Origin of the sequence: Dyella thailandensis (assembly GCF_050749815.1) — a bacterium.
GTDB lineage: Bacteria > Pseudomonadota > Gammaproteobacteria > Xanthomonadales > Rhodanobacteraceae > Dyella_A.
In genome coordinates this window covers 1,427,162-1,450,452 of the sequence record NZ_CP192735.1, presented here as the reverse complement: position 1 = coordinate 1,450,452, position 23,291 = coordinate 1,427,162, and the positions used below count along the sequence as shown (strand labels likewise).

The 23,291-nt window shown below is 69.9% G+C and carries 16 protein-coding genes and 1 tRNA gene; 5 read left to right on the top strand and 12 right to left on the bottom strand.

The genetic code is table 11. The annotated features are described in order from the left end of the window. Positions 1 to 8: 8 nt before the first annotated feature. From cydC to ACQVBX_RS06700, 4 genes are all read right to left on the bottom strand, one after another. Complete coding sequence (cydC, locus tag ACQVBX_RS06715) at positions 9 to 1,769, bottom strand: thiol reductant ABC exporter subunit CydC (RefSeq protein ID WP_431637334.1); 1,761 nt, start codon at positions 1,767 to 1,769, stop codon at positions 9 to 11. Continuing rightward, positions 1,766 to 3,511 carry a thiol reductant ABC exporter subunit CydD gene (gene cydD / locus ACQVBX_RS06710; RefSeq protein ID WP_431637332.1) on the bottom strand — a complete coding sequence of 582 codons (1,746 nt, stop codon included), beginning with the start codon at positions 3,509 to 3,511 and terminating at the stop codon, positions 1,766 to 1,768. The genes cydC and cydD overlap by 4 nt, the downstream gene beginning before the upstream one ends. An 80-nt stretch (positions 3,512 to 3,591) precedes the next feature. Beyond that, the gene (locus ACQVBX_RS06705) at positions 3,592 to 6,111 is read right to left on the bottom strand and encodes a cation-translocating P-type ATPase (protein WP_431637330.1); all 2,520 of its coding nucleotides are present in this window, start codon (positions 6,109 to 6,111) and stop codon (positions 3,592 to 3,594) included. Between the two features lie 69 nt (positions 6,112 to 6,180). Next, entirely contained in the window at positions 6,181 to 6,618 is a 438-nt protein-coding gene (locus ACQVBX_RS06700) for a universal stress protein (RefSeq protein WP_431637329.1), read from the bottom strand. Positions 6,619 to 6,717: 99 nt separating this feature from the next. Here ACQVBX_RS06700 and ACQVBX_RS06695 point away from each other — a divergent pair, with 99 nt between their 5' ends. Both ACQVBX_RS06695 and ACQVBX_RS06690 read left to right on the top strand, forming a co-directional pair. Then, the gene (locus tag ACQVBX_RS06695; protein WP_431637327.1) at positions 6,718 to 8,025 is read left to right on the top strand and encodes an NRAMP family divalent metal transporter; all 1,308 of its coding nucleotides are present in this window, start codon (positions 6,718 to 6,720) and stop codon (positions 8,023 to 8,025) included. 86 nt (positions 8,026 to 8,111) lie between these two features. After that, positions 8,112 to 8,912, top strand: a complete 801-nt coding sequence (locus tag ACQVBX_RS06690; protein WP_431637325.1) for a universal stress protein — start codon at positions 8,112 to 8,114, stop codon at positions 8,910 to 8,912. Between the two features lie 12 nt (positions 8,913 to 8,924). Here the strand turns inward: ACQVBX_RS06690 and ACQVBX_RS06685 are convergent, their stop codons facing one another. The 4 genes from ACQVBX_RS06685 to ACQVBX_RS06670 all read right to left on the bottom strand — a co-directional run bounded on the left by ACQVBX_RS06685 (position 8,925) and on the right by ACQVBX_RS06670 (position 12,000). Further along, positions 8,925 to 9,662, bottom strand: coding sequence for a murein L,D-transpeptidase catalytic domain family protein (locus ACQVBX_RS06685; protein WP_431638127.1), 738 nt, complete (start codon positions 9,660 to 9,662; stop codon positions 8,925 to 8,927). Positions 9,663 to 9,768: 106 nt separating this feature from the next. Continuing rightward, positions 9,769 to 10,830 carry a L,D-transpeptidase family protein gene (locus ACQVBX_RS06680; RefSeq protein WP_431637323.1) on the bottom strand — a complete coding sequence of 354 codons (1,062 nt, stop codon included), beginning with the start codon at positions 10,828 to 10,830 and terminating at the stop codon, positions 9,769 to 9,771. A 14-nt stretch (positions 10,831 to 10,844) separates the two neighbouring features. Continuing rightward, positions 10,845 to 11,291, bottom strand: coding sequence for a CBS domain-containing protein (locus ACQVBX_RS06675; RefSeq protein ID WP_431637322.1), 447 nt, complete (start codon positions 11,289 to 11,291; stop codon positions 10,845 to 10,847). Between the two features lie 64 nt (positions 11,292 to 11,355). Then, a complete protein-coding gene (locus ACQVBX_RS06670) occupies positions 11,356 to 12,000 on the bottom strand; it encodes a DUF2238 domain-containing protein (protein ID WP_431637321.1) in 645 nt (214 codons plus the stop codon). Positions 12,001 to 12,254: 254 nt separating this feature from the next. On the opposite strand from ACQVBX_RS06670, the gene ACQVBX_RS06665 reads away from it, so the two are divergent. Next, the gene (locus tag ACQVBX_RS06665; RefSeq protein ID WP_431637319.1) at positions 12,255 to 16,064 is read left to right on the top strand and encodes an EAL domain-containing protein; all 3,810 of its coding nucleotides are present in this window, start codon (positions 12,255 to 12,257) and stop codon (positions 16,062 to 16,064) included. 75 nt (positions 16,065 to 16,139) lie between these two features. On the opposite strand, the gene ACQVBX_RS06660 is transcribed toward ACQVBX_RS06665, so the two are convergent. Then, positions 16,140 to 16,214: transfer RNA gene (locus ACQVBX_RS06660), tRNA-Val, on the bottom strand. Positions 16,215 to 16,346: 132 nt separating this feature from the next. On the opposite strand from ACQVBX_RS06660, the gene ACQVBX_RS06655 reads away from it, so the two are divergent. Then, positions 16,347 to 16,688, top strand: coding sequence for a lipid-A-disaccharide synthase N-terminal domain-containing protein (locus ACQVBX_RS06655; RefSeq protein WP_431637318.1), 342 nt, complete (start codon positions 16,347 to 16,349; stop codon positions 16,686 to 16,688). 22 nt (positions 16,689 to 16,710) lie between these two features. On the opposite strand, the gene metH is transcribed toward ACQVBX_RS06655, so the two are convergent. From metH to ACQVBX_RS06640, 3 genes are all read right to left on the bottom strand, one after another. Beyond that, entirely contained in the window at positions 16,711 to 19,419 is a 2,709-nt protein-coding gene (gene metH / locus ACQVBX_RS06650; RefSeq protein ID WP_431638126.1) for a methionine synthase, read from the bottom strand. A gap of 307 nt (positions 19,420 to 19,726) precedes the next feature. Next, a complete protein-coding gene (locus tag ACQVBX_RS06645) occupies positions 19,727 to 20,806 on the bottom strand; it encodes a homocysteine S-methyltransferase family protein (RefSeq protein WP_431637317.1) in 1,080 nt (359 codons plus the stop codon). A gap of 19 nt (positions 20,807 to 20,825) precedes the next feature. After that, positions 20,826 to 21,752, bottom strand: coding sequence for an ArsR/SmtB family transcription factor (locus tag ACQVBX_RS06640; protein ID WP_431637316.1), 927 nt, complete (start codon positions 21,750 to 21,752; stop codon positions 20,826 to 20,828). Positions 21,753 to 21,989: 237 nt separating this feature from the next. Here ACQVBX_RS06640 and ACQVBX_RS06635 point away from each other — a divergent pair, with 237 nt between their 5' ends. After that, entirely contained in the window at positions 21,990 to 23,150 is a 1,161-nt protein-coding gene (locus ACQVBX_RS06635; RefSeq protein ID WP_431637315.1) for an acyl-CoA dehydrogenase family protein, read from the top strand. Positions 23,151 to 23,291: the final 141 nt, after the last annotated feature.

The following is a 23,291-nucleotide window of genomic DNA, read 5'->3' as shown; positions in this document are numbered from 1 at the left end:
CGTTTTGGTCAGCCCAGCAGATCCTGCAAGGCGCGGTACGGCCCATCCACAGCGGCCAGTGCGGCCGGGCTGCCGCGCTGCACGATGCGCCCGGCGTCCAGCACCGCGACCTCGTCGACCAGGCCGGCCAGCGGGCCGAGCTGGTGGGTGATCAGCAGCACCGTGCGGCCGACCATGGCACTGGCCAGCGAGTCGCACAGCGCGCGAGCGGTGGCGGCATCCAGGCCTTCGGTGGGTTCGTCCAGTAGCAGGATCGGCGCGTCCTTGAGCAGGGCGCGGGCGATCGCGAGTCGACGTGCCTGGCCGCCGGAAAGGCGCGTGCCGGACTCGCCCAGCGGCGTGTGGTAGCCCTCCGGCAGGGCCATGATCACCTCGTGCACGCGCGCGGCGCGGCAGGCGGCCTCGATCGCTTCCGCGTCGGCGTTGGGCCGGGCCAGCAGGAGGTTGTCCAGCACGCTGCCGTTGAACAGATAGGCGTCCTGCGAGACCACCGCGATGCGGCGGCGGGCGTCGTCTGGCGCGTAGTCGCCAAGCGGATGACCGCCGAGCGCGATCCGGCCCTCCTGGCAGTCCCAGAAGCGCGCCAGCAACTGCAGCACGCTGCTCTTGCCCGCGCCGCTGGCACCGACCAGGGCGGTGCGCGAGCCGGGGGCGAGCGCGAGGTCGAAGCGGTCCAGTACCCACGGCAGCGACGCGTCGTAGCGGAAGCGCACGCCATCGAACACTACGCCCGCGTCGACCGGAACCGGCGACTCGCCCGCCGGCGCGCCGACGGCCGGTTCGGCATCGACCACGGCAAAGATGCGTCGCGCCGCCGCCAGCTGCTCGCCCAGCATCTGGAACGCCAGCGGCAACGGCGTCACCGCCTCGAACGCGGCCATGGCGAACAGCGCCAGCATCGCCAGTTGCGCCGGGGCGATCGCACCTCGCGCCACCGCCGGGGCGACCGCGATCACCGCCCACCACAGCGCGAGATTGGCGCACAGGCCGACCGCGCCCGCAGCCAAGCCGGAGAGTCCGCTCAGCGCGCGTTGATCGTCCAGCAAGGTCTCCGACTGCGCCTGCACGCGGGCGTGCCAGTGCGCCTGCGCCCCGTACACGCGCAGCTCGGCGTCACCGCCCAGCGCGTCGGCCACGGTATTGCGCAGCGCCGCGCGCGTCTGCACCGCGCGGGCGCCGGCAGCCGCACCGCGCCGCTGCAGCCAGCGCGGCAGCCACACGCCGGCCACGCTCAGCAGCAGCGCCGTGCCCAGCGCCACCGGCACGCTGAAGAGCGCCATCACGGCGAGGATCACCACGCTGGCCAGCGCCGCCACCACCAGCGGCACGAACAGCCGTAGGTAGACCTGGTTGAGCGTGTCGATGTCGGCCTGGATGCGCGAGAGCAGATCGGTTGCGCGCAGCGTCTGCAGTCGCGCCGGGGCCAGCGGCTCCAGACGTTCGTAGAACCACACGCGCAGCTGTGCCAGCAGGCGGAAGGTCGCCTCGTGGGTGACCAGCCGCTCCAGGTATCGCCCGCCGGTGCGCACGAGCGCGAACGCGCGGATCAGCGCCGCCGGCGTGAAGAAGTTGAAGACCACGCCGGCCGCACCGGCCAGCGCCATCGAGGCGATGAAGTGGCCCGACACCGCCAGCAGGCCGACGTTGGCGAGCAGGGCGGCAAGGGCAAGCAAGCTGCCGCCGACCATCCAGCCGGCGTAGGGCCGGAACAAGGCGGCCAGGCGGCGCAGGTCGTCGCGGCCCTGCGTGGAGGGGGCGCACCGCTTCATGCCGGCACCTGCGCGGCGGCAAGCAGGTGGGCAAAGGGTCCGGAGCTTGCGCGCAGCAGCGTCATCGGCCCCTGTTCGACCGCGCGGCCGGCATCCATCACCACCACGTGCTCGGCCAGGTTCAGCGCGTGTAGCCGGTGGGTCACCAGCAGCACGGTGCGGCCGCGGGCGATCCGCGCCAGCGCGGCGAGTACCTCGCGCTGGCTGTGCGCGTCCAGGTGGGCGGTGGGTTCGTCCAGCAGCAGCACCGGGGCATCCTTGAGCAGCGCCCGTGCCAGCGCCAGGCGCTGGATCTGGCCACCGGAGAGGCCCACGCCGCGCTCGCCCAGCGGCGTGTCGTAGCCCTGCGGCAGCGCCTCGATGAAGGTATCGGCGCCGACGGCGCGCGCCGCTTCGCGCAGCGCATCGAGATCGGCATCCGGACGGCCCAGGCGCAGGTTGTCCGCGATAGTGCCCTCGAACACGTGCGCGCGCTGCGGCACCCAGGCCACGCCGCGCAGCCAGGCGTCGTCGCCGAGATCGGCGAGGTCGACGTCGTCGAGCCGGATCGCACCGGCCGTCGGCGCGATGAAGCGCAGTAGCAGATGGAGCAGGGTGCTCTTGCCCGCGCCGCTGGCGCCGACCACGGCGGTGACGCAACCGGCTGGCGCGGTGAAGCTGCAGCGGTTCAGCGCCACGGTGCCGTCGGGGTAGGTAAAGCTGAGTTCGCGAAACGCCAGTTTGGGTGCGTTCGTAGGCGCCGCCATGCTGCCGGTGCGAGGGGCCGGCGCCGGTTCGGCGAGGATCTGCACCATGCGCTCGGCCGCGCCGATCGCCTCCATGCGCAGGTGATAGACCGTGCCCATGTTGCGCAGCGGCGCGTAGAACTCCGGCGCCAGCAGCAGCGCGAACAGGCCGGGCAGGAACGCCAGTTCGCCCCACATCAGCCGGAAGCCCACCATCACCGCCACCACCGCGATGCTGACGGTGGCCAGGAACTCCAGCACCACCGACGACAGGAAGGCGACCCGCAGCACCTGCATGGTGCTGCGCCGGTAGTCGTCCGACACCTGTGCCACCACCGCTGCCTCGCGCCGGCTGGCGCCGAGCAGCTTGAGTGTGGTCAGGCCCTGCAGGGTGTCCAGGAAGCGCGCGCTGAGAAACGCCAGCACGCGCCACTGCTTCTGGTTGAGCTCCTCGGTGCCCTTGCCGATCATCCACATGAAGAACGGGATCAGCGGCGCGCTCACCAGCATCACCAGCGCGGACACCCAGTCGGCCGGCAGCACCGCGATCGCGATCACCAGCGGCACCAGCGCGGTCATGCGCATCGTGGGCAGGTAGCGCGCGTAGTAACCCTCCAGCGCTTCCACGCCGCCCACCACGCTGTTCACCAGGTCGCCGCGCGCCTGTCCCTGCAGCCAGGCCGGGCCGAGCCGCTGCAGGTGGCTCAGCAAATCCGCGCGCAAGGTGCGCCGTATGCTGGCGCCGGCCTGGAACGCCACGCGCTCGGCCACACGCGCCAACACGAAGCGCGCCACGAATACCGGCACCAGCGCCGCCAGCGCCCAGGCGATCCGCCGCAGCGGCGCCCCATGCATCACGCCGGCGGCGATCGCCCACGCCACCAGCCAGGCCTGCAGCACCAGCAACACGCCGTTGAGCAGGCCGAGCAGCATCGATCGCCGCAGCGGCGCGCGCACCTGCGGCAGGAAGCTCTTGAGCCAGGTTTCGGGACGCGGCAAGTCGGGGGCGGCAGACACGCTTCGGGCACCATCGGCAACGGGAGCGGGGAGCGTCGCGCCAGGCACGCGAGCCGCCGCAGGATATCAGCGTCGCCTGCTCAGCCGCTGCGGCGTGCGGGCGCAGCAGCACCCCGCCAGCGCATCAGCGCCAGCCAGCCCACCGCTACAGCCAACATCGCCGCCATCGCCAGCACGGTGTGGGCGTCCGGCACGGCCAGCCCCATCACCCGGCGCAGGAACGGGATCGCGATGACCGCCGCCAGCATCACCAGCACCGCGGCCAGCATGCGGCCCACCCACGGATTGCGCGCGGCACCGGGCGAGCCTTGCCGGTTGGCCAGGGTGAGCGCGAACACGCCGCCCACCAGCGCCGCGAATACCGCCGTGCGCGCCTGCGCCACGTCGCCTCCGTGGCCGAGCAGCAGGCCGTAGCCGGTCAGCAGCGCCATCGCCACGCCCAGACCCTGCAGCACGCCGCGGGCGAGGTTGCGCCAGGCGAACGGTGAGGCGTTCGGGCGACGAGGCGGACGTCGCATCACGTCCTCCGCGGCCGGCTCGGCCTCGAACACCACCGAGCAGGCCGGGTCAATCAGCAGCTCCAGCAGCATGATGTTCACCGGCATCATCACCAGCGGCCAATGCGCCAGCGTGGGCACCAGCGCCAATGCAATCACCGGCACGTGCACGGCGAACACGAAGCGCGTGGCGCGGGTGATGTTGGCGTAGATGCGACGACCCTGGCGGATCGCCGCCACGATGCTGGCGAAGCTGTCGTCCAGCAGCACCAGCGCGGCGGCCTCGCGCGCCACGTCGGTGCCGCGCTCGCCCATCGCGATGCCGACGTCGGCAGCCTTCAGCGCGGGGGCGTCGTTGACGCCGTCACCGGTCATCGCCACCACGCGGTCGCCGTGGCGCAACTGCTGCACCAGGCGCAGCTTCTGCACCGGCTGGACGCGCGCGCAGATGTCGACAGTGTCCAGTCGCGCACGCAGCGAGGGGTCATCCAGCGCGTCGATCTCGGCGCCGGTCAGCACCTGCGGCTCCCCGGTCAGGCCCACCATGCGCGCAATGGCCCGCGCCGTGGCCGGGTGGTCGCCGGTGAGCATGATCACGCGCACGCCGGCGGCGCGGCACTCGGCGAGCGCGGCCGGCACATCCGGTCGCGGCGGGTCGATCAGTCCGACCAGGCCGAGGAAGGCGAAGTCGAAATCGTGCTGGCTGGTGGGCCATGCGCCGCCACGCCAGGTACCGCGCGCCACGCCCAGCACGCGCAGCCCGCGCTCGGCCATCGCCTGCACCTGCGCGTGAATCGCCGCGCGCGCCGGGCCGGGCAGGTGGCACAGGTCGGCCACGGCTTCGGGCGCGCCTTTGGTGGCGAGCAGGTGACAGTCCGGCGCGCCGTGCGGATAGACCCGCGTCATGGCGAGGATGTCCGGCGAGAGGCCGTACTCGGTTTCCACCTGTAATTCGGCGTGCAGGTGTTCGGTGCCCTCGAGCCAGCGCTGACCAGTGTCCTGGATGGCCCGTTCCATCGGGTCGAACGGGTCGGCCGGCGTGGCCAGCACGGCGAACTCGAGCAGGGCGTGGAAGTGTTCGGGCAGCGAGGGGGCGTCCATCGCGCTGAAGTGCTCGCCGTCGACGGCCAGTTCGGCCACGCGCATGCGGTTCTGGGTGAGCGTGCCGGTCTTGTCCACCGCCAGCACCGAGATGGCGCCGAGCGTTTCCACTGCGTCCATGCGCCGGGTGAGCACGTTCTGCCGGGCGATGCGCCACGCGCCGAGCGCCAGGAACACGGTGAGGATCACCGGGATCTCTTCCGGCAGCACCGCCATGCTCAACGCCACGCCGGCCAGCACGCTTTCCAGCAGGCCGTGGTGGTCCCACAGCCAGGCGAGCAGGCAGTACGTCACGGCCAGCGACAGTCCGCTGACCGTGAGCAGGCGGATCAAGCGGCGCGACGAACGCTGCAGCCCCGACACCGCCTCGCGGGTACCGGCCAGCGACTGGCCGATCGCGCCGACTGCGGTGGTGCTGCCGGTGGCGAACACCTCCGCCACGCCCACGCCGCGGGTCACCACCGAGCTGGCCGACAACGTGCCGGCCGCCTCGCCGGGCAGCTTGCTCACCGGCACCGCCTCGCCGGTGAGCAGCGACTCGTCCACGTCGAGCTGGCCTTCGAGCAGGTGCGCATCGGCGGCGATGCGGTCGCCTTCATGCAGTACCAGCAAATCGCCGACCACCACTTCCACGCCTGGCACGCGCAGCTCCGTGCCGTCGCGGATCACCAGCGCGCGCGGCGCGGACAGCTCGCGCAGTGCCTCCAGTGCGCGCTGGGTCTTGCGCTCCTGCGCCAGCGTGATGCCGATGACGAACAGCACCGAAGCGAGCAGGAACAGCGCCTCGGCGCGATCGCCCAGCGCCAGGTAGATGCCGCCGGCGACCAGCAGCATCAGGAACATCGGTTCGGCCAGCACGCCCAGCGCGATGCGTGCCAGCGATTTGCGCTCGCCGCCGGGCAGCACGTTGGGTCCGTGCGCGGCGAGGCGGCGTGCGGCTTCGTCGCGGCTCAGGCCGGTTCGGTTGGCGAGTGCAACATCGACCGGCGAGGGGGACGCCATGCCCGGCTCCGTGGAGGATCGCGCCGGCCCGCTGCCGGCATGCATCGGCGCATCATCCACCCGCAGCGCTCAGTGGCACACCAGCACGGGCACGTTCGACTTCAGCAGCACCTTGTGCGTCTCGCTGCCGAGCAGCAGCCGATTGAGCCCGCGCCAGCCGTGCGAGGCCATCACGATCAGGTCGCAGTGCTTGTCGGTGGCCGTCTGCGCGATGGCCTGATGCGGACGGTCGTCCAGCACGTAGCTGGTGTCGCAGGCCACGCCGGCCTTGGCCGCCAGGTCGCGGATGTCGGCGAGGTAGCGCTCGGCGCGGGCGATCGATTCCTGCGTGTAGGTGAGCTCGGTGGCCGCCAGCATTTCGGCCATGTACGACACGGTGTGGAACGGCGGCACCACATGCAGGGCGTGGATGCGCGCGTGGCAGGTGCGCGCCAGCTCGATGGCCGTCGTGGCCGCACGGATCGACAGCTCCGAACCGTCGGTGGGAACCAGCAGATGCTTGAACATGGTCGACTCCCGCAAGACATTGGCAAGTTGCCCAAGCGTGGAGCGCGCGGGCTGCGGCCGCCTTGATGGACGTCAAGCCGGGGGCGCCTCGGATTGTCTATGGTCTTTCCGGATCGCCAGGAGTCGTTCGTGCCGCCATCCGAGTCCGCTTTGTCCGAGCGCCCGGCGTCGCTGTCGCGACGGCTGGGCGCGGGCCTGATCGCCGGCGCGGCGGACGACGACCCCAGCGGTATCGCCACGTACTCGCAGGCTGGTGCGCAGTTCGGGCTGGCGCCGCTGTGGTCGCTGTATCTCACGCTGCCGCTGATGATCGGCATCCAGATGGTCAGCGCCGAGGTGGGGCGGGTGACCGGGCGCGGGCTGGCGGCCAACATGCGACGGCATTTCCCGCGCTGGCTGACGGCGGTGCTGGTGGGGCTGCTACTGGGTGCCAACGTGTTCAACCTGGCCGCCGACATCGGCGCGATCGGCGAGGCGGCGGCGATGCTGCTCGGCGGCTCGCCCGCGGCGTACGCGCTGGGCCTGTCGCTGCTGTCGATGACGCTGGAGGTGGCGGTGCCGTTTCCGCGCTACGCGCCGGTGCTGCGCGTGCTCACATTGAGCCTGTTCGCCTACGTGCTCACCGCGATAGTGGTCGACGTGCCCTGGCGCGCGGTGCTGGCCGCGATGGTCTGGCCGCACTGGGTGCCGGATCGCGGCTATCTGCTGATGCTGGTGGCGATCTTCGGCACCACGATCAGCCCCTACGTGTTCTTCTGGCAAGCCTCGCAGGAAGTGGAGGAAGAGCTCGCCGCCGGGCAGCCGCCGCTGCGCGAAATGCCGCTCGCCGCGCCCGGTGCGTTCGGCCGCATCCGCTTCGATACGGCGGTGGGCATGGTGTATTCCAACGCGGTGGCGTTCTTCATCATGCTCACCGCGGCCGTGGTGCTGCATCCGCACGGCGTCACCGACATCCAGAGCTCGGCCGACGCGGCCCGCGCGCTGCGTCCGCTGGCCGGGCCGTTCGCGGGAGCAGTCTTCGCGCTTGGCATCCTCGGCACCGGCCTGCTGGCGCTGCCGGTGCTGGCCGGCTCGGCGGCGTATGCCGTGGCCGAGGTGTTCGACTGGTCCGAGGGGCTGGGGCGCCGCCCGGGCGAGGCGCGGCTGTTCTACCTGATTCTGGTGGGGGCGATGCTGCTGGGCCTGCTGCTCAGCCGCTCGTCGATCAACCCGATCCGCATGCTGTTCTGGTCGGCCGTGCTCAACGGAGTGATCGCGGTGCCGCTGATGGCCGGGATCATGGCGATGGCCTCGCGGCGTTCGGTGATGGGCGAGCTGGTGATTTCCCGCCCGTTACGCTGGCTGGGCTGGCTGGCGACGCTGGCAATGGCCGCGGTGGTGGTGGCGATGCTGCCGTTCTGGCGCTGAGCGGCGGCGGGCTTGACGTCGGTCAAGGTGCGACTGACGGTACGCAGCACAATCGCGCCGACACCAGACGCCAAGCGAGGACCGCCATGCTCGATCTCATCATCAACGTCGAACGGATGGACGACGATGCCCCCGCCAACGTCGTTGGCATGGGCACGGCGCGCCGGCTGGGCGCCTTCGTCACCGGCATGCACGTGGTGGCGGTGTACCCGCCGATCATGACCATGCCCGAAGCGATGGCCCTTCTCGATACCGAGGAGCGCGCCGCGCAGGCCCATGCCGGCTGGTGGCGCAGCCTGTGCGAACGCTACGGCGTGCAGGGCGAGTGGGAGGTACTGCGCGGCAGCTACGTACCGATCCTGGCCAAGCGCTCGCGCCTGGCGCAGTTCATCGTGACCGACCTGCCGGTGAAGAACCCCGATTCACCGATCGGTTTCGACAACATCACCCGCACCCTGTTCGGCGATGCTGCGCCGATGCTGCTGGTGCCGGAAACCTGGCAGGGCCCGGCCACGCTCGAGCGCGTGCTGATCGCCTGGAACGGCTCGGGCGAGGCCGCCGATGCGGTGAAGGCGGCGCTGCCGCTGCTGCAGCGGGCCAGCAAAGTGCGCGTGCTCGATGGCGAACGCGCCGGCCTGCCGGGACTGGCGCCACCGGCCTTGCCGCTGCGCGCCTGGCTGGCCCGGCAGGGCGTGACGGTGGAGTGGGAGCGCTTCGACGATTCGCCGAACACCGGCAAGGCGTTGCTCGACGAAGCCCGCGCGATGGATGCCGACCTGCTGGTGATGGGGGCGTGGGGCCGTTCGCGGCTCAGCGAACTGGTACTGGGCGGGGCCACACGCCACGTGCTCGACCACACCCATCTGCCGCTGCTGATGGCGCACTGAGCGCCATCGCCGTCAGGGGCTGAGCGCGGCGCGCGTGCTGGTTCGGCCACCGCCGCCGTTGAGGCTGGCGGTGACGCTCGTGCCGCAGTCGCCCAGGGTCGCCGCGTGGCTCAGCCAGCGCTGGTCCGGGTAGTAGGCGAACACCACCGAACGCTCGCGGATCGCATCGATCAGTTTGTGCGCCACGCCGGCGCGCACCGCCGGACAGCCCCAGCTGCGGCCGATCCGTCCCTGCGTCTTGGCGAACGCCGGGCTCACGTAGCTGGCGCCGTGGATCACGATGGCGCGGCTCTCGGCGTTGTCGTTGAAGCCGTCGTCCAGGCCCTTCAGCCGCAACGAGTAGCCATTGTGACCCTGGTAGGTGCCGTCGGTGACGAAGGTGCCGAGGCTGGACATCAGGCTGCCCGGCACATTGGAAAAACGTTCGGTGAGGTTGTCGCCGCTATTGCGCCCGTGCGCCACCCACTCCTTGAACAACAGGGTGCGCTGGTTCACGTCGAACACCCACAGGCGGGGCTCGGTGGAGGGGCGCGAGTAGTCGATCACGCTGAGCGTGCGCGCGGGCATCGCCTTCTGCACGCATTGCAGCGCGCGGGTCGCCAGGGCAATCACCTTGGGGTCGGCCGCCGGTGCCGCGCGGGACAGCGCGGCGGCCAGGTCACCGGCGCCCGGAGGCGGCGGGGCCGCGGCACGGCCAGCCAGCGGCAGCATGAAGAGCAGGGACACAACGCGGAGCACGCGACGCACCAGGGTGCGAGGGGCGAGGATCGACATCGGGGATGACCGCAGACGGCAGAGACGAGCGGCAGTCTGTCCGGCGCAAGCTGAACCAATTGTCAGGGAAAACTGAACGCAGTCAGCGGCTTCCGTGATTCGTGACCGGCTTCGCACCGGGGCCGGTGCCGCTTGCTGGCTCGGATTCGAGCAGCTTGGCATAGGGCGGCCCGGCCGGATTGCCGTAGCCGGGAAGGTCGGTCACCAGCACCGTGGAGCCCGGCACCAGGGCCCTCTGCAGGCGGGCGCCGAACGCCTCCGGAACGTGCAGGTGGCTGGCCATCTCGCCAGGTTCGGGCGCCGCGCCATCTCCCAAAATGCGGTAGGCCGACCAGTTCGGCAGTTTCGCGCCGAACGCGGCCTCGGGCGCGCCGACGCGGGTGCCGGTCATCACGTAAAGCACAATGCCCGAGGGGGGCGGATCGGCCACCTGAACGAGTGGCGAGCTGTCCACCAGCAGTCCGCCGCGGAGCACATAGACGGCGCGGTCGGAGGTGCTCACCACCACGCTCACCGGCGTCGCCTCCACACCGGGCGATGTGATAGCGGGCGGCGGCGCAGCGGATGCGTCCGCCGCCGCCACCGTGGCGGGCGACATCGGCGCACCGCTCAGGTCGATCGGCGCCACCGCGGCCGGGTGGGCGATGCGTTCGGGCGAGATGCGCGCGTCGGCCACCACCACGATGCCGCCGCGCTGGGTGATCGCGAACAGCTTCTCGGCGAAGGCCTGGGGCAGGCGCACGCAGCCGTGCGAGGCCGGATGGCCGGGCAGGGTGCCGCCGTGCAGGGCGATGCCGTCCCAGGTGAGCCGCTGCATGTACGGCATCGGGGCGTCGTCGTAGAGGTTGGAGCGATGCTCGCGCTCCTTCTGCAGGATGCTGTAGACCCCTGGCGGCGTCTCGTAGCCGGGCTTGCCCGAGCTGATCGGCCCCACGCCGATCGCCACGCCGTTGCGGTACACGTAGATGTTCTGCTCGTCCAGGCTCACCACGACCACCACCGGCCCGCTGGGCGCGATCTCCGGGTGCCAGAAGAAGCGCGTGCTGCCGTCCGCGCGGATCGCGCCGAGCGAGGGCAGTGCCAGCACCGCGCAGAGGATCAGGACAGGCAGGTGGCGGAATGCAGGGCGCCGGAATCGGGGCATGGGGTACAACGCGCTCAGGTATAGCTGCGGTCGAGCAGGGGCTCGACCATCATGGCCTCGGCCAGTCGCCCCAGCAACTCGTTGAGCGCAACCAGCACGTCGTCCGCACTGACCAGCCCCACCAGGCGGCCATCGCCATCCACCAGCGGCAGCCGGCGCACGCCGCTGCCGCGCAGGATGCCCACCACCTCGGCCAGCGTCGCGTCCGCGGGACACACGGCCAGCGGTGCGGACATCACCTCGCCCAGCGTGGTGCGGTCGAGATCGCGCGCCGCGGCGATGGCCTCGGTGACCAGGTCGCGGTCGGTGACCATGCCCACCGGCACCGGCCCGGAAGGCAGCTCGCGCGACACCACCAGGCACCCCACCTGCTGGCGGCGCATCAGGCTGGCCGCGTCGCGCACGCTGAGCGTGGCAGGGGCGTGGATGACGCGGGCGATTCCGATGTCCGAGACGCGCATGGCGATGATTCCCGCAGTGACGGATCCAGCCTAGGCGCCACTGCGGCCAGCAGGTTGACGCCGGTCAATCCGCCCGCACGCGGCCGGCCCGCAGGGCCAGCACGGTCATCGACAGCACGCTGCCCAGCGCGGCCAGCGCCATGTCCTGCTGGGCATCCCAGGGATCGCCCTGGGTGCCGAGGTAGGCCGTGCCCAGCTCGCCGCCGAAGCGCAGCGCGGCCAGCCATTCCACCAGCTCGTAGACCACCGAGTGGGACATCACGAAACACACTGGCAGGATCCAGCGCCAGATGCCGCGCGGCGGCGCCCGATGCGCGAACAGCTCTATCGCCATGGGCGTCACCAGCACGCCATAGAGGAAATGCACCGCCCGGTCGAAGTGATTTCGATGCAGCCCCAGCAGCCCATTGAGCGAATGGCCGGTGAGCCGGGCGAACGCCTCGTCGTAGGGCACCTCCGAATAGGTGTAATGCGCGCCCACCTCGTGCAGCAGCAGGAAGACGAACAGCGCCAGGTAGGCGCTGCGCGAGAAGGTCAGCCGCCGCCAGCCGATCACCAGCAGCGGCACGGCCACCAGCACGACGATGTTTTCCAGCAGCCAGTCCTGGCGGTAGCGCGGCGCGATGCCGAGCGCCGCAGTGGCCAGCGCGAACAGCGCCAGCAGGATCAGCCCAAAACGGGCCGACGCGCCGTGGCTTCCCCGATCCATGCCCCCTCCCGTGCTCGTCGCCCCGGCAGGCGCCGGGCGGCGGCCAGTCTGGCACGCGGCGCCGATGCCGGGCGTATGATCGCCGACACAACGCGGGCCGGATGCCCAAGGCCGGGTTCAAGTGCCACCGGAGAATGACGATAAGCCGGGTTGCGGCAGGGGTGGATGCTCCGCACGCAATCGATGTACGCGGCGATCGACGGTGGACGATGGACACCGATGGGGACAGGGCGACGAGGCATCAGCAGGCACGCATGGCGGTCGACGTGGAATCCGGCGAACAGGAAGTGGGGATGAGCGGCCCGACGGGCGCTGCCGACGGGCCGCTGCGTGCGGCGCACGTCGAGCTGCGCTCGCGCTTTTACCAGAGCGTCGCCGAAACCCTCACCTTGCTGCACACCGCGCCCGGCTACGACCGGCGCCTGGCGGTGGTGGAGATCGCGCGCATCCTCGCCGCCACCATGAGCCTGCCGCTGGTGTGGATCGGCCGCCGCGCCCCGAGTGAGGCGGTGGTGCAGGTGCTGGCCGCGGCCGGGCCGCAGTCCGATTACGCCGCCGAGCTGCACCTGAGCAACCGCGCCGACGATGCCGGTGGCAGCGGCCCGGTGGGCATCGCGCTGCGCGAGCATCGGGCGCAGGCGGTATCCATCGATGCACCGATGTTCGCGCCCTGGCGCGCCGCGGCTGCGCAGCATGGTTTCAGTTCCTGCATTGCTGCCGCAGCGGATACCCGCGATGGTGGCCAGCTGACCCTCGCCGTATACGCTGGCGGCTCGGCCGATCTCAGCGAAGACCTGCTGGACTGGGCGCAGCGGCTGGCCGACGAGCTGGCACGCTTCTGGGATCACCAGGCGCTGGTGGAACGCAGCGCCCGAATGAGCCGTTACCGCGACGCGCAGCGCACGATCCAGCGCGCGCTGCTCGACCAGCCCGATCCCGATGCGGTGTACCGCACGTTGGCGCAAGCGCTGGTGGAGATTGCCGGTGCGGCCGCGGTGGACGTGCACATCATCGATACACAGACCACGCAACTGCGCCGTGCCGCTCTGGTCGGACCGATCGCGGCGGCGCTGCAGCCACTGTCGCCCTCGCTGCGGCAGGCCGACGGCAGCGGCTTGACGGTGCCGATGCTGGCGCTGCAGTCGCGCGAGCGCCAGGTCCGGGTGCGCCCGCGCGAGCGCCGGGACATGTCGCCGATCTGGCAGCACGAGCCGCTGGCCCAGATGGGCGCGATGGGCTGCTGGCCGATCATGCCCCTCACGGGGGGCGCCGCGGCACGTCCGGACCCAATTGGGGTGTTCGTAATCGTGACGCGCGAGGAAGACGCGCTCGACGAGGAAATGTGCCGCCTGCTCGATGAGCTGGCCGATGCGACGGGGCTGGCGCTCAGCCAGCACGAGCGCCGGCGGATGCTGTTCGAGGAGCAGCAGCGGCAGACCTATCTGGCCCTGCACGATGCGCTCACCGGGCTGCCCAACCGCCGCGCGCTGGACATGCACCTGGAGTGCGCGATCGCTCGCGCCGAGCGCAACGAACGGCTGGTCGCCGCCGGCATGCTGGACCTGGACGACCTCAAGCCGATCAACGATCGCCACGGCCATGCGGTAGGCGATCGTCTGCTGGTGGAAGTGGCGCAGCGACTGCAACGCGCGCTGCGGCCGGAGGATTACGTGGCGCGCCTGGGCGGCGACGAATTCGTGCTGGTCTGCGAAGGCCTGCACGATGAGAGCGAGCTGGAGCCGCTGCTGGAGCGGGTGTGGCAGCGCCTGCGCGAGCCGTTGGAGATCGATGGCGCCACCTTCCACCTGGCGGCCAGCCTCGGCATCGCCCTGTTTCCCGATCATGCCAAGGGCAGCGGTGAACAGCTGCTGCGCCGCGCCGACCAGGCGATGTACCAGGTGAAGGCGCGCAAGCGCCAGCGCGAGCGGTGGTGGTCCACGCCGCTGATCGCCGCCGAACCGCTGCCGGCGCCGGAAGACGACGGCCGCAATCAGCCGCCGTACGGGTCCTCGGCAGCCGCGGTGCTGCAGCCCTGGTGCGAGACGGTGGCGCTGCGCCTGCCGGCGCTGATCACCGCGTTCCAAGCCGAACTGATGGCGCACGAAGGCATTGCCCGCCTGCTCGACGTGCTGCCGGACGCCGACCGCGAGCAGCTGAGCTCACGCTTCGCGCGTCACCTGCATCTGCTGCTGCAGCCGGAACTGGATATCGATGCTCATCGCGCCCAGGCCAGCCGCGCCGGTCGCTTCCACGCCGCCGCCGGACTGGAAGAGGTGTGGCTGCTGGAAGGCATCGAGCGCCTGCGCGATCTGATCGCCGCGATGCTCGGCGACGCCGCGGCGCGGGATCGTCGCCCGCTCAGCATCGTGCTGCAGCGGCTGGGGCTGGAACGCCAGTGGCAGCTGGAGAGCATGCGCGAACTGCAGCGCGCCCGCGTCGCCCTGCTGGCCCGTCTCAACGCACTGGCGTGGTCGGCCGACGGCTACCTCGAACTGATCCAGGGCGTGGTCGACATGCTCGCCGCGCATGACGAGATCACCTCCTGCGCGGTGGGGCGGCCAGACCACTCCGGTCAGCTCACCTACGAGGCCGTGGGCGGTGAGGCGTTTGCCAATTACCTGCGCGCGTTGGCGCGCGGCGAGGCGGCGCCGATCCGCGTCAATGCCGACAGCCCGCAGGGCGGCGGCCCGACCGGTCGCGCGTGGCGCACCTCCACCATCCAGCGCTGCCTGCACTACGGCACCGATCCGGTCATGGCGAGCTGGCGGGAGCAGGCGCTGGCGATCGGCATCGTCTCGAGTGTGGCGGTACCTCTGTGCCCGCTGCCGCCGACGCCGGCAGCCGTGCTCACCATCTACAGCGCCTATGCCGGCGGCCTGCAGAGCGAAGACCAGCAGGCCTTCGTCGACCAGCTGAAGAACCTGCTCGACCTGGCGCTGGCGCGACTGGCGCCGCCGCGACCCGGCACGGCGCTGCTGCCGTTCTTCGTGCGCGAGCGCTGGCGTGCGCTGATCGCCACCGATGCGCTGCAGGTGCACTACCAGCCGGTGGTGCGGTTGAGTGACGGTCGCGTCACCGAGCTCGAGGCGCTGGCGCGCGTGCGCGACGTCGACGGCCAGCTGCTGATGCCGGGACGGTTCCTGCCGGCGCTCGGCGACGACGACCTGGTGGTGCTGTTTCGCCACGTGCTGGCCCAGGCCACCGCCGGACGCGAGCAACTGGCCGACGCGGGGCATGCGCTGGACCTGTCGGTGAACGCCCCGGCGGCGGCCTTGCAGGATCCGCGGTACGCCGAAGCCGCCGCCGACGTGCTGGCGGCCACCACCTGCCGCGCCGAATCGCTGCTGTTCGAGATACTCGAGTCGCCCCTGGGCATGGAGCACGATGACACCCAGGCGATGGCCGGCATGCGCGCGTTCAAGGCGCTGGGCGTGCGGCTGGTGGAAGACGACCTCGGCGCCGGCTACAGCTCGCTGATCCGCCTGCGCCAATGGCCGTTCGATCGCGTCAAGATCGACCAGGCGATCGTGATGCAGGTGGTGGACGACCCGTTGCGCACGCTGCGCTTCATCCGCCAGCTGATCCGGCTCGGCCACGACCTGGATCTGGAAGTGGTGGTGGAAGGGCTGGAAACCCCGGGCCTGATCGAGGCGGCCTTGCTGCTCGGCGCGGACATGGGGCAGGGCTATGCCCTGGCACGGCCGATGCCGCTGGAGGAACTGCCCGCGTGGCTGCACGACTTCCACAGCGGCTGGGGCTCCACCGCGCCCGACACGGCGCTGGGCGCGCTGGCCGGTACCTTGCTGTGGGAAGAGCACCTGCACTCGGTGCCCGCCGAGCCGGCGTTCTGGCGCCAGCATGCCGATGCGCCTTGCCCGGCCGGTCGCTATCTCCAGCGCGGCCAGCAGCGCTGGCCGGCCTTGCATGAAGCGCACGAGGCCATGCACGCCGCAGCGTTGGCCGGCCCGCACGATGCCGGCTACCGGCACGCGCGCGAGGGCTTCCTCACGCTGTTGATCGAGCAGATGCGAGCCGAGGAGCGCAGCCAGGACGTGGCTGCCTGAGCGAGTCGGGAACCGGTGGCCTTCGCCACAACGAAAGAAGCCACCGCAAGGGTGGCTTCTTTCGTGAATCTAGAGTGGTGGGCGGTACAAGGATCGAACTTGTGACACCTGCCGTGTGAAGGCAGTGCTCTACCGCTGAGCTAACCGCCCGCCGAGAGCGCGCAAATATACGGGGTGTCCGTGCGGTGGTCAACCGGGCGGCAGCACTTTTTATCGCCGGCGGGTAGGGCGGCGCGCGATGGATTGCTAGACTGGCGCGCTTTCCACCCCGGACTTGCCCCGATGGACCTGCTCCAGCACGAACTGCATCGCATCCTCACCGCCCTGCAGGGTTTCGAACTGACCCCGTGGAAGGCGGTAGGTCTGCTGGGCTCGCTGATGTTCACCAGCCGCTGGTTCGTGCAGATGTACTACACCCGCAAGCTCAAGCGGGTGGTGATGCCGCTGGCGTTCTGGTGGCTGTCGGTGTGCGGCAGCGCGTTGCTGCTGGCGTACTTCATCGTGGGCAAGAACGACTCGGTGGGTATCCTCTCCAACTTCTTCCCGGCCTTCGTATCGGTCTACAACCTGGTGGTGCACATGCGTGAAGTGAAGCGCCGCCAGATGGTCGAGAGCGAGGTCTGAGTCCGCTCGCCCGGCCGGTGGATCAGTCCGGGTCGTAGTCCAGGATCGGCGCCAGCCAGCGTTCGGCCTCCTCGCGGGTCCAGCCCTTGCGCCGGGCATAGTCGTCCACCTGCTCGCGGGTGATCCGGCCGACCACGAAGTACTGGCTGTCCGGGTGCGCAAAGTACCAGCCGGACACCGCCGCGGCTGGGGTCATCGCGAAGCCCTCGGTAAGGTTCATGCCGGCGTTCGCCGGCGCGTCGAGCAGGGCGAACAGCGTGGCCTTTTCGGTGTGGTCGGGGCAGGCGGGGTAGCCGGGGGCGGGGCGGATGCCGCAGTAGCCCTCCGCAATCAGAGTGTCGTTGTCCAGCGCCTCGTCGGGTGCGTAGCCCCAGAACTCGCGGCGCACGCGCTCGTGCATGCGTTCGGCGAACGCTTCGGCGAGGCGGTCGGCCAAAGCCTTGAGCAGGATCGCCGAGTAGTCGTCGTGCGCCGCCTCGAAGCGGGCCACGTGCTGCTCGATGCCGATGCCGGCGGTGACCGCAAAGCCGCCGATCCAGTCGGCCTTGCCGCTGTCTTTCGGCGCGATGAAGTCGCTCAGGCAGAAGTCGGGACGCTCGGCCGGCTTGTCCGCCTGTTGGCGCAGGTGGTGCAGCGTCGCGCCCCTTGCGCTGCCTTCGAGGACGATGTCGTCGCCGACGCTCGCCGCCGGCCAGAAGCCGATCACGCCGCGGGCGGTCAGCCACTTTTCGGCGATCAGCGTGTCCAGCATCTTCTGCGCGTCGGCGAACAGCTCGCTGGCCTGACTGCCGACGATCTCGTCGGTGAGGATGGCGGGGTAGCGACCGGCCAGTTCCCAGGCGTTGAAGAACGGTGTCCAGTCGATGTACTGGCGCAGTTCGGCGAGGTCGTAATTCTCGAACACATGCAGCCCGGGCTGCTTCGGCTGGGGCGGCTGGTAGGCGTGCCAGTCGCAGCTGAAGCGCTGGCCGCGCGCCTTCTCCAGTGACACCAGTTGCTTGCCCGGGCCGCGGTTGCGATGGCGTTCGCGCACGTCGGCGTACTCGGCGCGCACCTTGTCCATGAACGCGTCCACCAGCTCCTTGCTGAGCAGCGACTGCGCCACGCCGACCGCGCGCGAGGCGTCCTTCACCCACACGGTGGGCGCCTTGTAGTGCGGGTCGATCTTCAGCGCGGTGTGCGCGCGCGAGGTGGTGGCGCCGCCGATCAGCAGCGGGATCTGGAACTCCTGGCGCTGCATCTCGCGCGCCACCTGGCTCATTTCTTCCAGCGAGGGCGTGATCAGCCCGGACAGGCCGATGATGTCGGCGTGGTGCTCGCGCGCGGCGTCGAGGATCTTCTGCGCCGGCACCATCACGCCCAGGTCGATCACCTCGAAGTTGTTGCAGCGAAGCACCACGCCGACGATGTTCTTGCCGATGTCGTGCACGTCGCCCTTCACCGTGGCCATCACGATGGTGCCGTTGTTCTTGCCGGCGTCGCCGGTGCGCAGCTTCTCTTCCTCGATGAACGGAATGAGGTGAGCGACCGCCTTCTTCATCACGCGGGCGGATTTCACCACCTGCGGCAGGAACATCTTGCCGGCGCCGAACAGGTCGCCGACCACGTTCATGCCGTCCATCAGCGGGCCTTCGATCACGTCCAGCGGACGCGGCGAAAGCTGGCGCGCTTCCTCGGTGTCTTCCACCACGAACTGGTCGATGCCGTGCACCAGCGCGTGGCTCAGGCGCTCGCGCACCGGCTTTTCGCGCCACGCCAGGGTTTCCACTACCGCCTCGCCTTTCTTGCCCTTGAAGCGCTCGGCGATCTCTAGCAGCCGTTCGGTGGCATCGGCGCGGCGGTTGAGCACCACGTCCTCGACGCGCTCCCGCAGATCGTCGGGGATGTCGTCGTAGATCATCAGCGCGCCGGCGTTGACGATGCCCATGTCCATGCCGGCCTTGATCGCGTGGTACAGAAACACCGAGTGGATCGCCTCGCGCACGGTGTTGTTGCCGCGGAAGGAGAACGACACGTTGGACACGCCGCCGGAGACGTGGCTGAGCGGGAAACGCTTCTTCAGCTCGCGCGTGGCCTCGATGAAGTCGACCGCGTAGTTGTTGTGTTCCTCGATGCCGGTGGCGATGGCGAAGATGTTGGGATCGAAGATGATGTCCTCGGGCGCGAAGTCGAGCTTCTCAGTCAGCAGCGCGTAGGCGCGCGAGCAGATCTCCACCTTGCGCGCGCAGGTGTCGGCCTGGCCGACCTCGTCGAACGCCATCACCACTGCGGCGGCGCCGTACTGCTGCACCTTGCGCGCCTGCTCCAGGAAGGCCGCTTCACCCTCCTTCATCGAGATCGAGTTGACGATGCCCTTGCCCTGCAGGCAGCGCAGGCCTGCCTCGATCACCGTCCACTTGGAGGAATCGACCATCACCGGCACGCGAGCGATGTCCGGCTCGGCGGCGATCAGGTTGAGGAAGCGCGTCATCGCCGCCTCGGAGTCGATGAGGCCCTCGTCCATGTTGACGTCGATGATCTGCGCGCCGTTCTCCACCTGCTGGCGCGCGACTTCAATCGCCTCAGCGTAGCGGTCTTCCTTGATCAGCTTGCGAAATTGCGCCGAGCCGGTGACGTTGGTGCGCTCGCCGACGTTGACGAACAGCAGGTCCGGCGTGATGACCAGCGGTTCGAGGCCAGACAGGCGGGTGTAGCGGGGAGTATTCATCGAATAAGAAGGCCGGCAGTAAATGCTCCCTCTCCCCTGGCGTAGCCGGGGAAGAGGGCTGGAGTGAGGGGGCGCTCTGATGCCTGGGGGAAGGGGAAAGCCAAGAGCTTCCCCCTCACCCAACCCTCTCCCCCGAGCAAAGCTCTGGGGAGAGGGCTCAAGCGCGCGCTGCCGCGCAGTCCTGCTCCCTCTCCCTTGGCGTAGCCGGGGGAGAGGGTTGGGGAGAGGGGGCGTTTTGATGCTTGGGCGAAGCGACCAGCCAAGAGCCTGTTCCTGGCCCAGCCCGCTCTCCCACTCGAGGGAAGGCTCCAGCGTCGCGGCAACTCGCAACTCACGCCGCAGCCTCATCCAGCGAAGGCAGCGCACGTGGCGCGCAGTCCTTCACCGCCTCCGCAATCGCACTGATGTGCGCCGGCGTGGTGCCGCAGCAGCCGCCGACCAGGTTGAGCAGCCCGTCCCGGGCGAAGCCGCGGATCACGCTGGCCATCTGCTCGGGCGTCTCGTCGTATTCGCCGAACGCGTTCGGCAGGCCGGCGTTCGGGTGCGTGCTGACGTAGCCGTCGGCGACCCGCGCCAGGGTCTGGATGTGCGGGCGCAGGTCGGCCGCGCCGAGCGCGCAGTTCAGGCCCACCGACAGCGGGCGCGCGTGCTGCACCGAGTAATAGAACGCCTCGGCGGTCTGCCCCGAGAGGGTGCGGCCGGAGCGGTCGGTGATGGTGCCGGAGATCATCACCGGCAGCCGCCCGCCGCGCTCGCGGAACAGCTCGGCCAGCGCGAACAGCGCGGCCTTGGCGTTGAGCGTGTCGAAGATCGTCTCGACCATGATCAGGTCGGCGCCGCCGTCGATCAGGCCGCGGGCCGATTCGGTGTAGTTGGCCGCCAGCTCCTCGAAGCTCACGTTGCGAAAGCCCGGATCGTTGACGTCCGGAGAAAGCGATGCAGTGCGGCTGGTAGGGCCGAGTACGCCGATGACGAAGCGCGGCTTGTCCGGCGTGGTCGCCTCCATCGCGTCGCAGGCCGCGCGGGCCAGCGCGGCGCCGGCACGGTTGAGCTCGTAGGCGAGGTGCTCAAGGTGGTAGTCGGCCTGGCTGATGCGGGTGGAGTTGAAGGTATTGGTCTCCACCAGGTCCGCGCCGGCCTCCAGGTAGGCGGTATGCACGCCGCGGATGATGTCCGGCTGGGTCAGGGTGAGCAGGTCGTTGTTGCCCTTCAGGTCGCATGCGCCGGGGTGATCGTGCGTATGCGAGGCGTCGTGACCGTCGGCGAAGCGCTCGCCGCGGAACGCGGTTTCGTCGAGCTGGTGACCCTGCAGCATGGTGCCCATGCCGCCGTCGAGGATCAGGATGCGCGCGCGCAGCGCGGCTTGGAGCTTGGCGACACGCTCGGGATGGAGCCAGGGCAGGGTGGTCATGGGCATGTTCCTCGATGGCCTACGGCTTGCGTGCCAGCAGGCTGATGACTTCGAAATGCGGCGCCTTGCGCTCGCGGCTGAGGCGATTGGCGCTCACCACATCCAGCCCCGCGGCTGCGGCAAAGCCTCCGAGCTGCTTGAGCGAGAAGCCGAGGTTGATGTGGTCGAACGGCTCCACCGCGGCGCGGTGGTCGTGCTCACCCAGCGTGACCGCCAGCAGGCGCCCGCCGGGACGCAGCACGCGGGCGGCTTCGGCCACGGCTACGGCCGGCTCAGCGGCGTAGGTCAGCGCGTGCAGCATCAGCACCAGATCGAAGCGCCGCTCGCCCAGGTCCAGTGCCTGCATGTCACCCTGGCGCACCTCCACATTGGAGAACGCCTGCAGGCGGCGGGCCGCGGCCTCGACCACGCGCTCGCTGGAGTCGATGCAGACGATCGAGCGCGCGTGCGGCGCCAGCAGTTCGGCGGTGATGCCGTCGCCGGAGGCGATGTCCAGCACGTCGCCGGTTTCCAGCAACTGCAGCAGCGAGCGGGCCAGGGTTTCCCAAGTGCGGCCGGGCGAGTAGTGGCGTTCCATGTCGCCGGCCACGGTGTCGGCCCAGCCGGCTTCCCGCGCGCGCTGGGCGAGCACGCCGGGAATACGCGCGGCGTCCTCGCGCAGCAGCGCGTCGTCGATGCTCTCGCGCAGCGATTTCAGCAACTGGTGCTGGTGCTCGTCGCCCTCGGTGTTGGCGCGGTAGTAGGCCGACACGCCGGCGCGACGGTCGCGCACCAGGTTGGCTTCCTTCAGCTTGGCCAGGTGGGTGGACACGCGCGGCTGCGCCAGATGCAGCACGGCAGCGAGCTCGGCCACGGTCAGTTCTTCACCTTCCAGGGCCGCCAACAGGCGTACACGGGTGGGGTCGGCCAGTAGCCGGAGCACGCTGGAGGCGGTCGCCAAGTCCATGTGTCATCCTTTTATCGCGATACAAAGATAAGCAAGGCTAGGCCTGCATTGCGGGGGCGTCAAGGGTTGACAGGACGGCCGCCGGCGGCGTGCTGACGCAGAGGGGCATCCACGGTGCCTCGCGCGCCGTAACTGCGCTGCCTACCGCGGCGTCGCCGATCCGCTGCTGCAAGCGCACAAGCCCGAGGGGGCCGCCACGCTAAAATGGTCGGCTAAGCCATCGCACCGGAGTAGTTCATGGATTTCCGTTTTACCGAAGACCAGCTGTCGATCCAGTCGATCGCGCGCGATTTCGCGCTCAAGCGCATCGCGCCGGTGGCCGCCGAGCTGGACGCGAAGGGCGAGTTTCCGCTCGACAACATCCGTGAGATGGGTCAGCTCGGCCTGATGGGCATCGAGGTGCCGGAGGAATACGGCGGCGCGGGCATGGACACCATCGCCTACGTGCTGGCGATGATCGAGATCGCGGCAGCCGACGCGGCCACTTCGACCATCATGTCGGTCAACAACTCGCTGTTCTGCAACGGCATCCTCAAGCACGGCACCGAAGAGCAGAAGCAGAAGTACGTGCGCGCGATCGCCCAGGGCGAGGCGATCGGCGCCTACGCGCTCACCGAGCCGCAGTCCGGCTCGGATGCCTCAGCCATGCACACCCGTGCCACCAAGAACGAGAACGGTGACTGGGTGATCAACGGCAAGAAGAGCTGGATCACCTCCGGCCCGGTGGCGCGCTACATCGTGCTGTTCGCGATCACCACGCCCGGCATCGGCGCCAAAGGTGTGTCGGCCTTCATCATCGATACGCAGAAGCCCGGCTTCCACGCCGGCAAGACCGAGCCGAAGTTGGGCATCCGCGCCTCGGCCACCTGCGAGATCGAGCTCAACGAGTACGTCTGCTCCAAGGACGACGTGCTGGGCGAGATCGGCAAGGGCTTCTCCATCGCCATGGGCGTGCTCGACGCCGGCCGCATCGGCATCGCCTCGCAGGCCGTGGGCATTGCGCGCGCCGCCTACGAGGCGACGCTGCAGTGGTCGCGCGACCGCAAGGCGTTCGGCCATCCGATCGGCACCTTCCAGATGACCCAGGCGAAGATCGCCGACATGAAGTGCAAGCTGGACGCCGCCACCCTGCTCACGCTGCGCGCGGCGTGGACCAAGATGGAGGCCGAGAAGAACGGTGGCCGCTTCAACACCGAGGCGTCGGTGGCCAAGCTGGTGGCGTCCGAGGCGGCGATGTGGATCGCCCACCAGGCCGTGCAGATCCACGGCGGCATGGGGTATTCCAAGGAGATGCCGCTGGAGCGCTATTTCCGCGACGCCAAGATCACCGAGATCTACGAGGGCACCAGCGAGATCCAGCGCATGGTGATCGCCCGGGCGGAGACCGGCCTGCGCTGACAATCGGCCATCCCTGTAGGAGCGCACCTGGTGCGCGACGCTTTTTGTCACGTGGCGCGAGGCATTCGCGCACAGGGTGCGCTCCTACAACAGTCCCGGCATGAGCCGGGCTTCCGGGATCTGCGAGGGCAGCGAGATCCG

Coding starts and splice junctions, on each gene's coding strand:
- ACQVBX_RS06640 (WP_431637316.1), bottom strand. CDS start 21,752: ATGGACTTGGCGACCGCCTCCAGCGTGCTCCGGCTACTGGCCGACCCC.
- ACQVBX_RS06695 (WP_431637327.1), top strand. CDS start 6,718: ATGGTCTTTCCGGATCGCCAGGAGTCGTTCGTGCCGCCATCCGAGTCC.
- ACQVBX_RS06670 (WP_431637321.1), bottom strand. CDS start 12,000: ATGGATCGGGGAAGCCACGGCGCGTCGGCCCGTTTTGGGCTGATCCTG.
- ACQVBX_RS06705 (WP_431637330.1), bottom strand. CDS start 6,111: ATGGCGTCCCCCTCGCCGGTCGATGTTGCACTCGCCAACCGAACCGGC.
- ACQVBX_RS06690 (WP_431637325.1), top strand. CDS start 8,112: ATGCTCGATCTCATCATCAACGTCGAACGGATGGACGACGATGCCCCC.
- ACQVBX_RS06680 (WP_431637323.1), bottom strand. CDS start 10,830: ATGCCCCGATTCCGGCGCCCTGCATTCCGCCACCTGCCTGTCCTGATC.
- ACQVBX_RS06700 (WP_431637329.1), bottom strand. CDS start 6,618: ATGTTCAAGCATCTGCTGGTTCCCACCGACGGTTCGGAGCTGTCGATC.
- ACQVBX_RS06675 (WP_431637322.1), bottom strand. CDS start 11,291: ATGCGCGTCTCGGACATCGGAATCGCCCGCGTCATCCACGCCCCTGCC.
- ACQVBX_RS06635 (WP_431637315.1), top strand. CDS start 21,990: ATGGATTTCCGTTTTACCGAAGACCAGCTGTCGATCCAGTCGATCGCG.
- ACQVBX_RS06645 (WP_431637317.1), bottom strand. CDS start 20,806: ATGACCACCCTGCCCTGGCTCCATCCCGAGCGTGTCGCCAAGCTCCAA.
- ACQVBX_RS06665 (WP_431637319.1), top strand. CDS start 12,255: ATGGCGGTCGACGTGGAATCCGGCGAACAGGAAGTGGGGATGAGCGGC.
- ACQVBX_RS06655 (WP_431637318.1), top strand. CDS start 16,347: ATGGACCTGCTCCAGCACGAACTGCATCGCATCCTCACCGCCCTGCAG.
- cydC (WP_431637334.1), bottom strand. CDS start 1,769: ATGAAGCGGTGCGCCCCCTCCACGCAGGGCCGCGACGACCTGCGCCGC.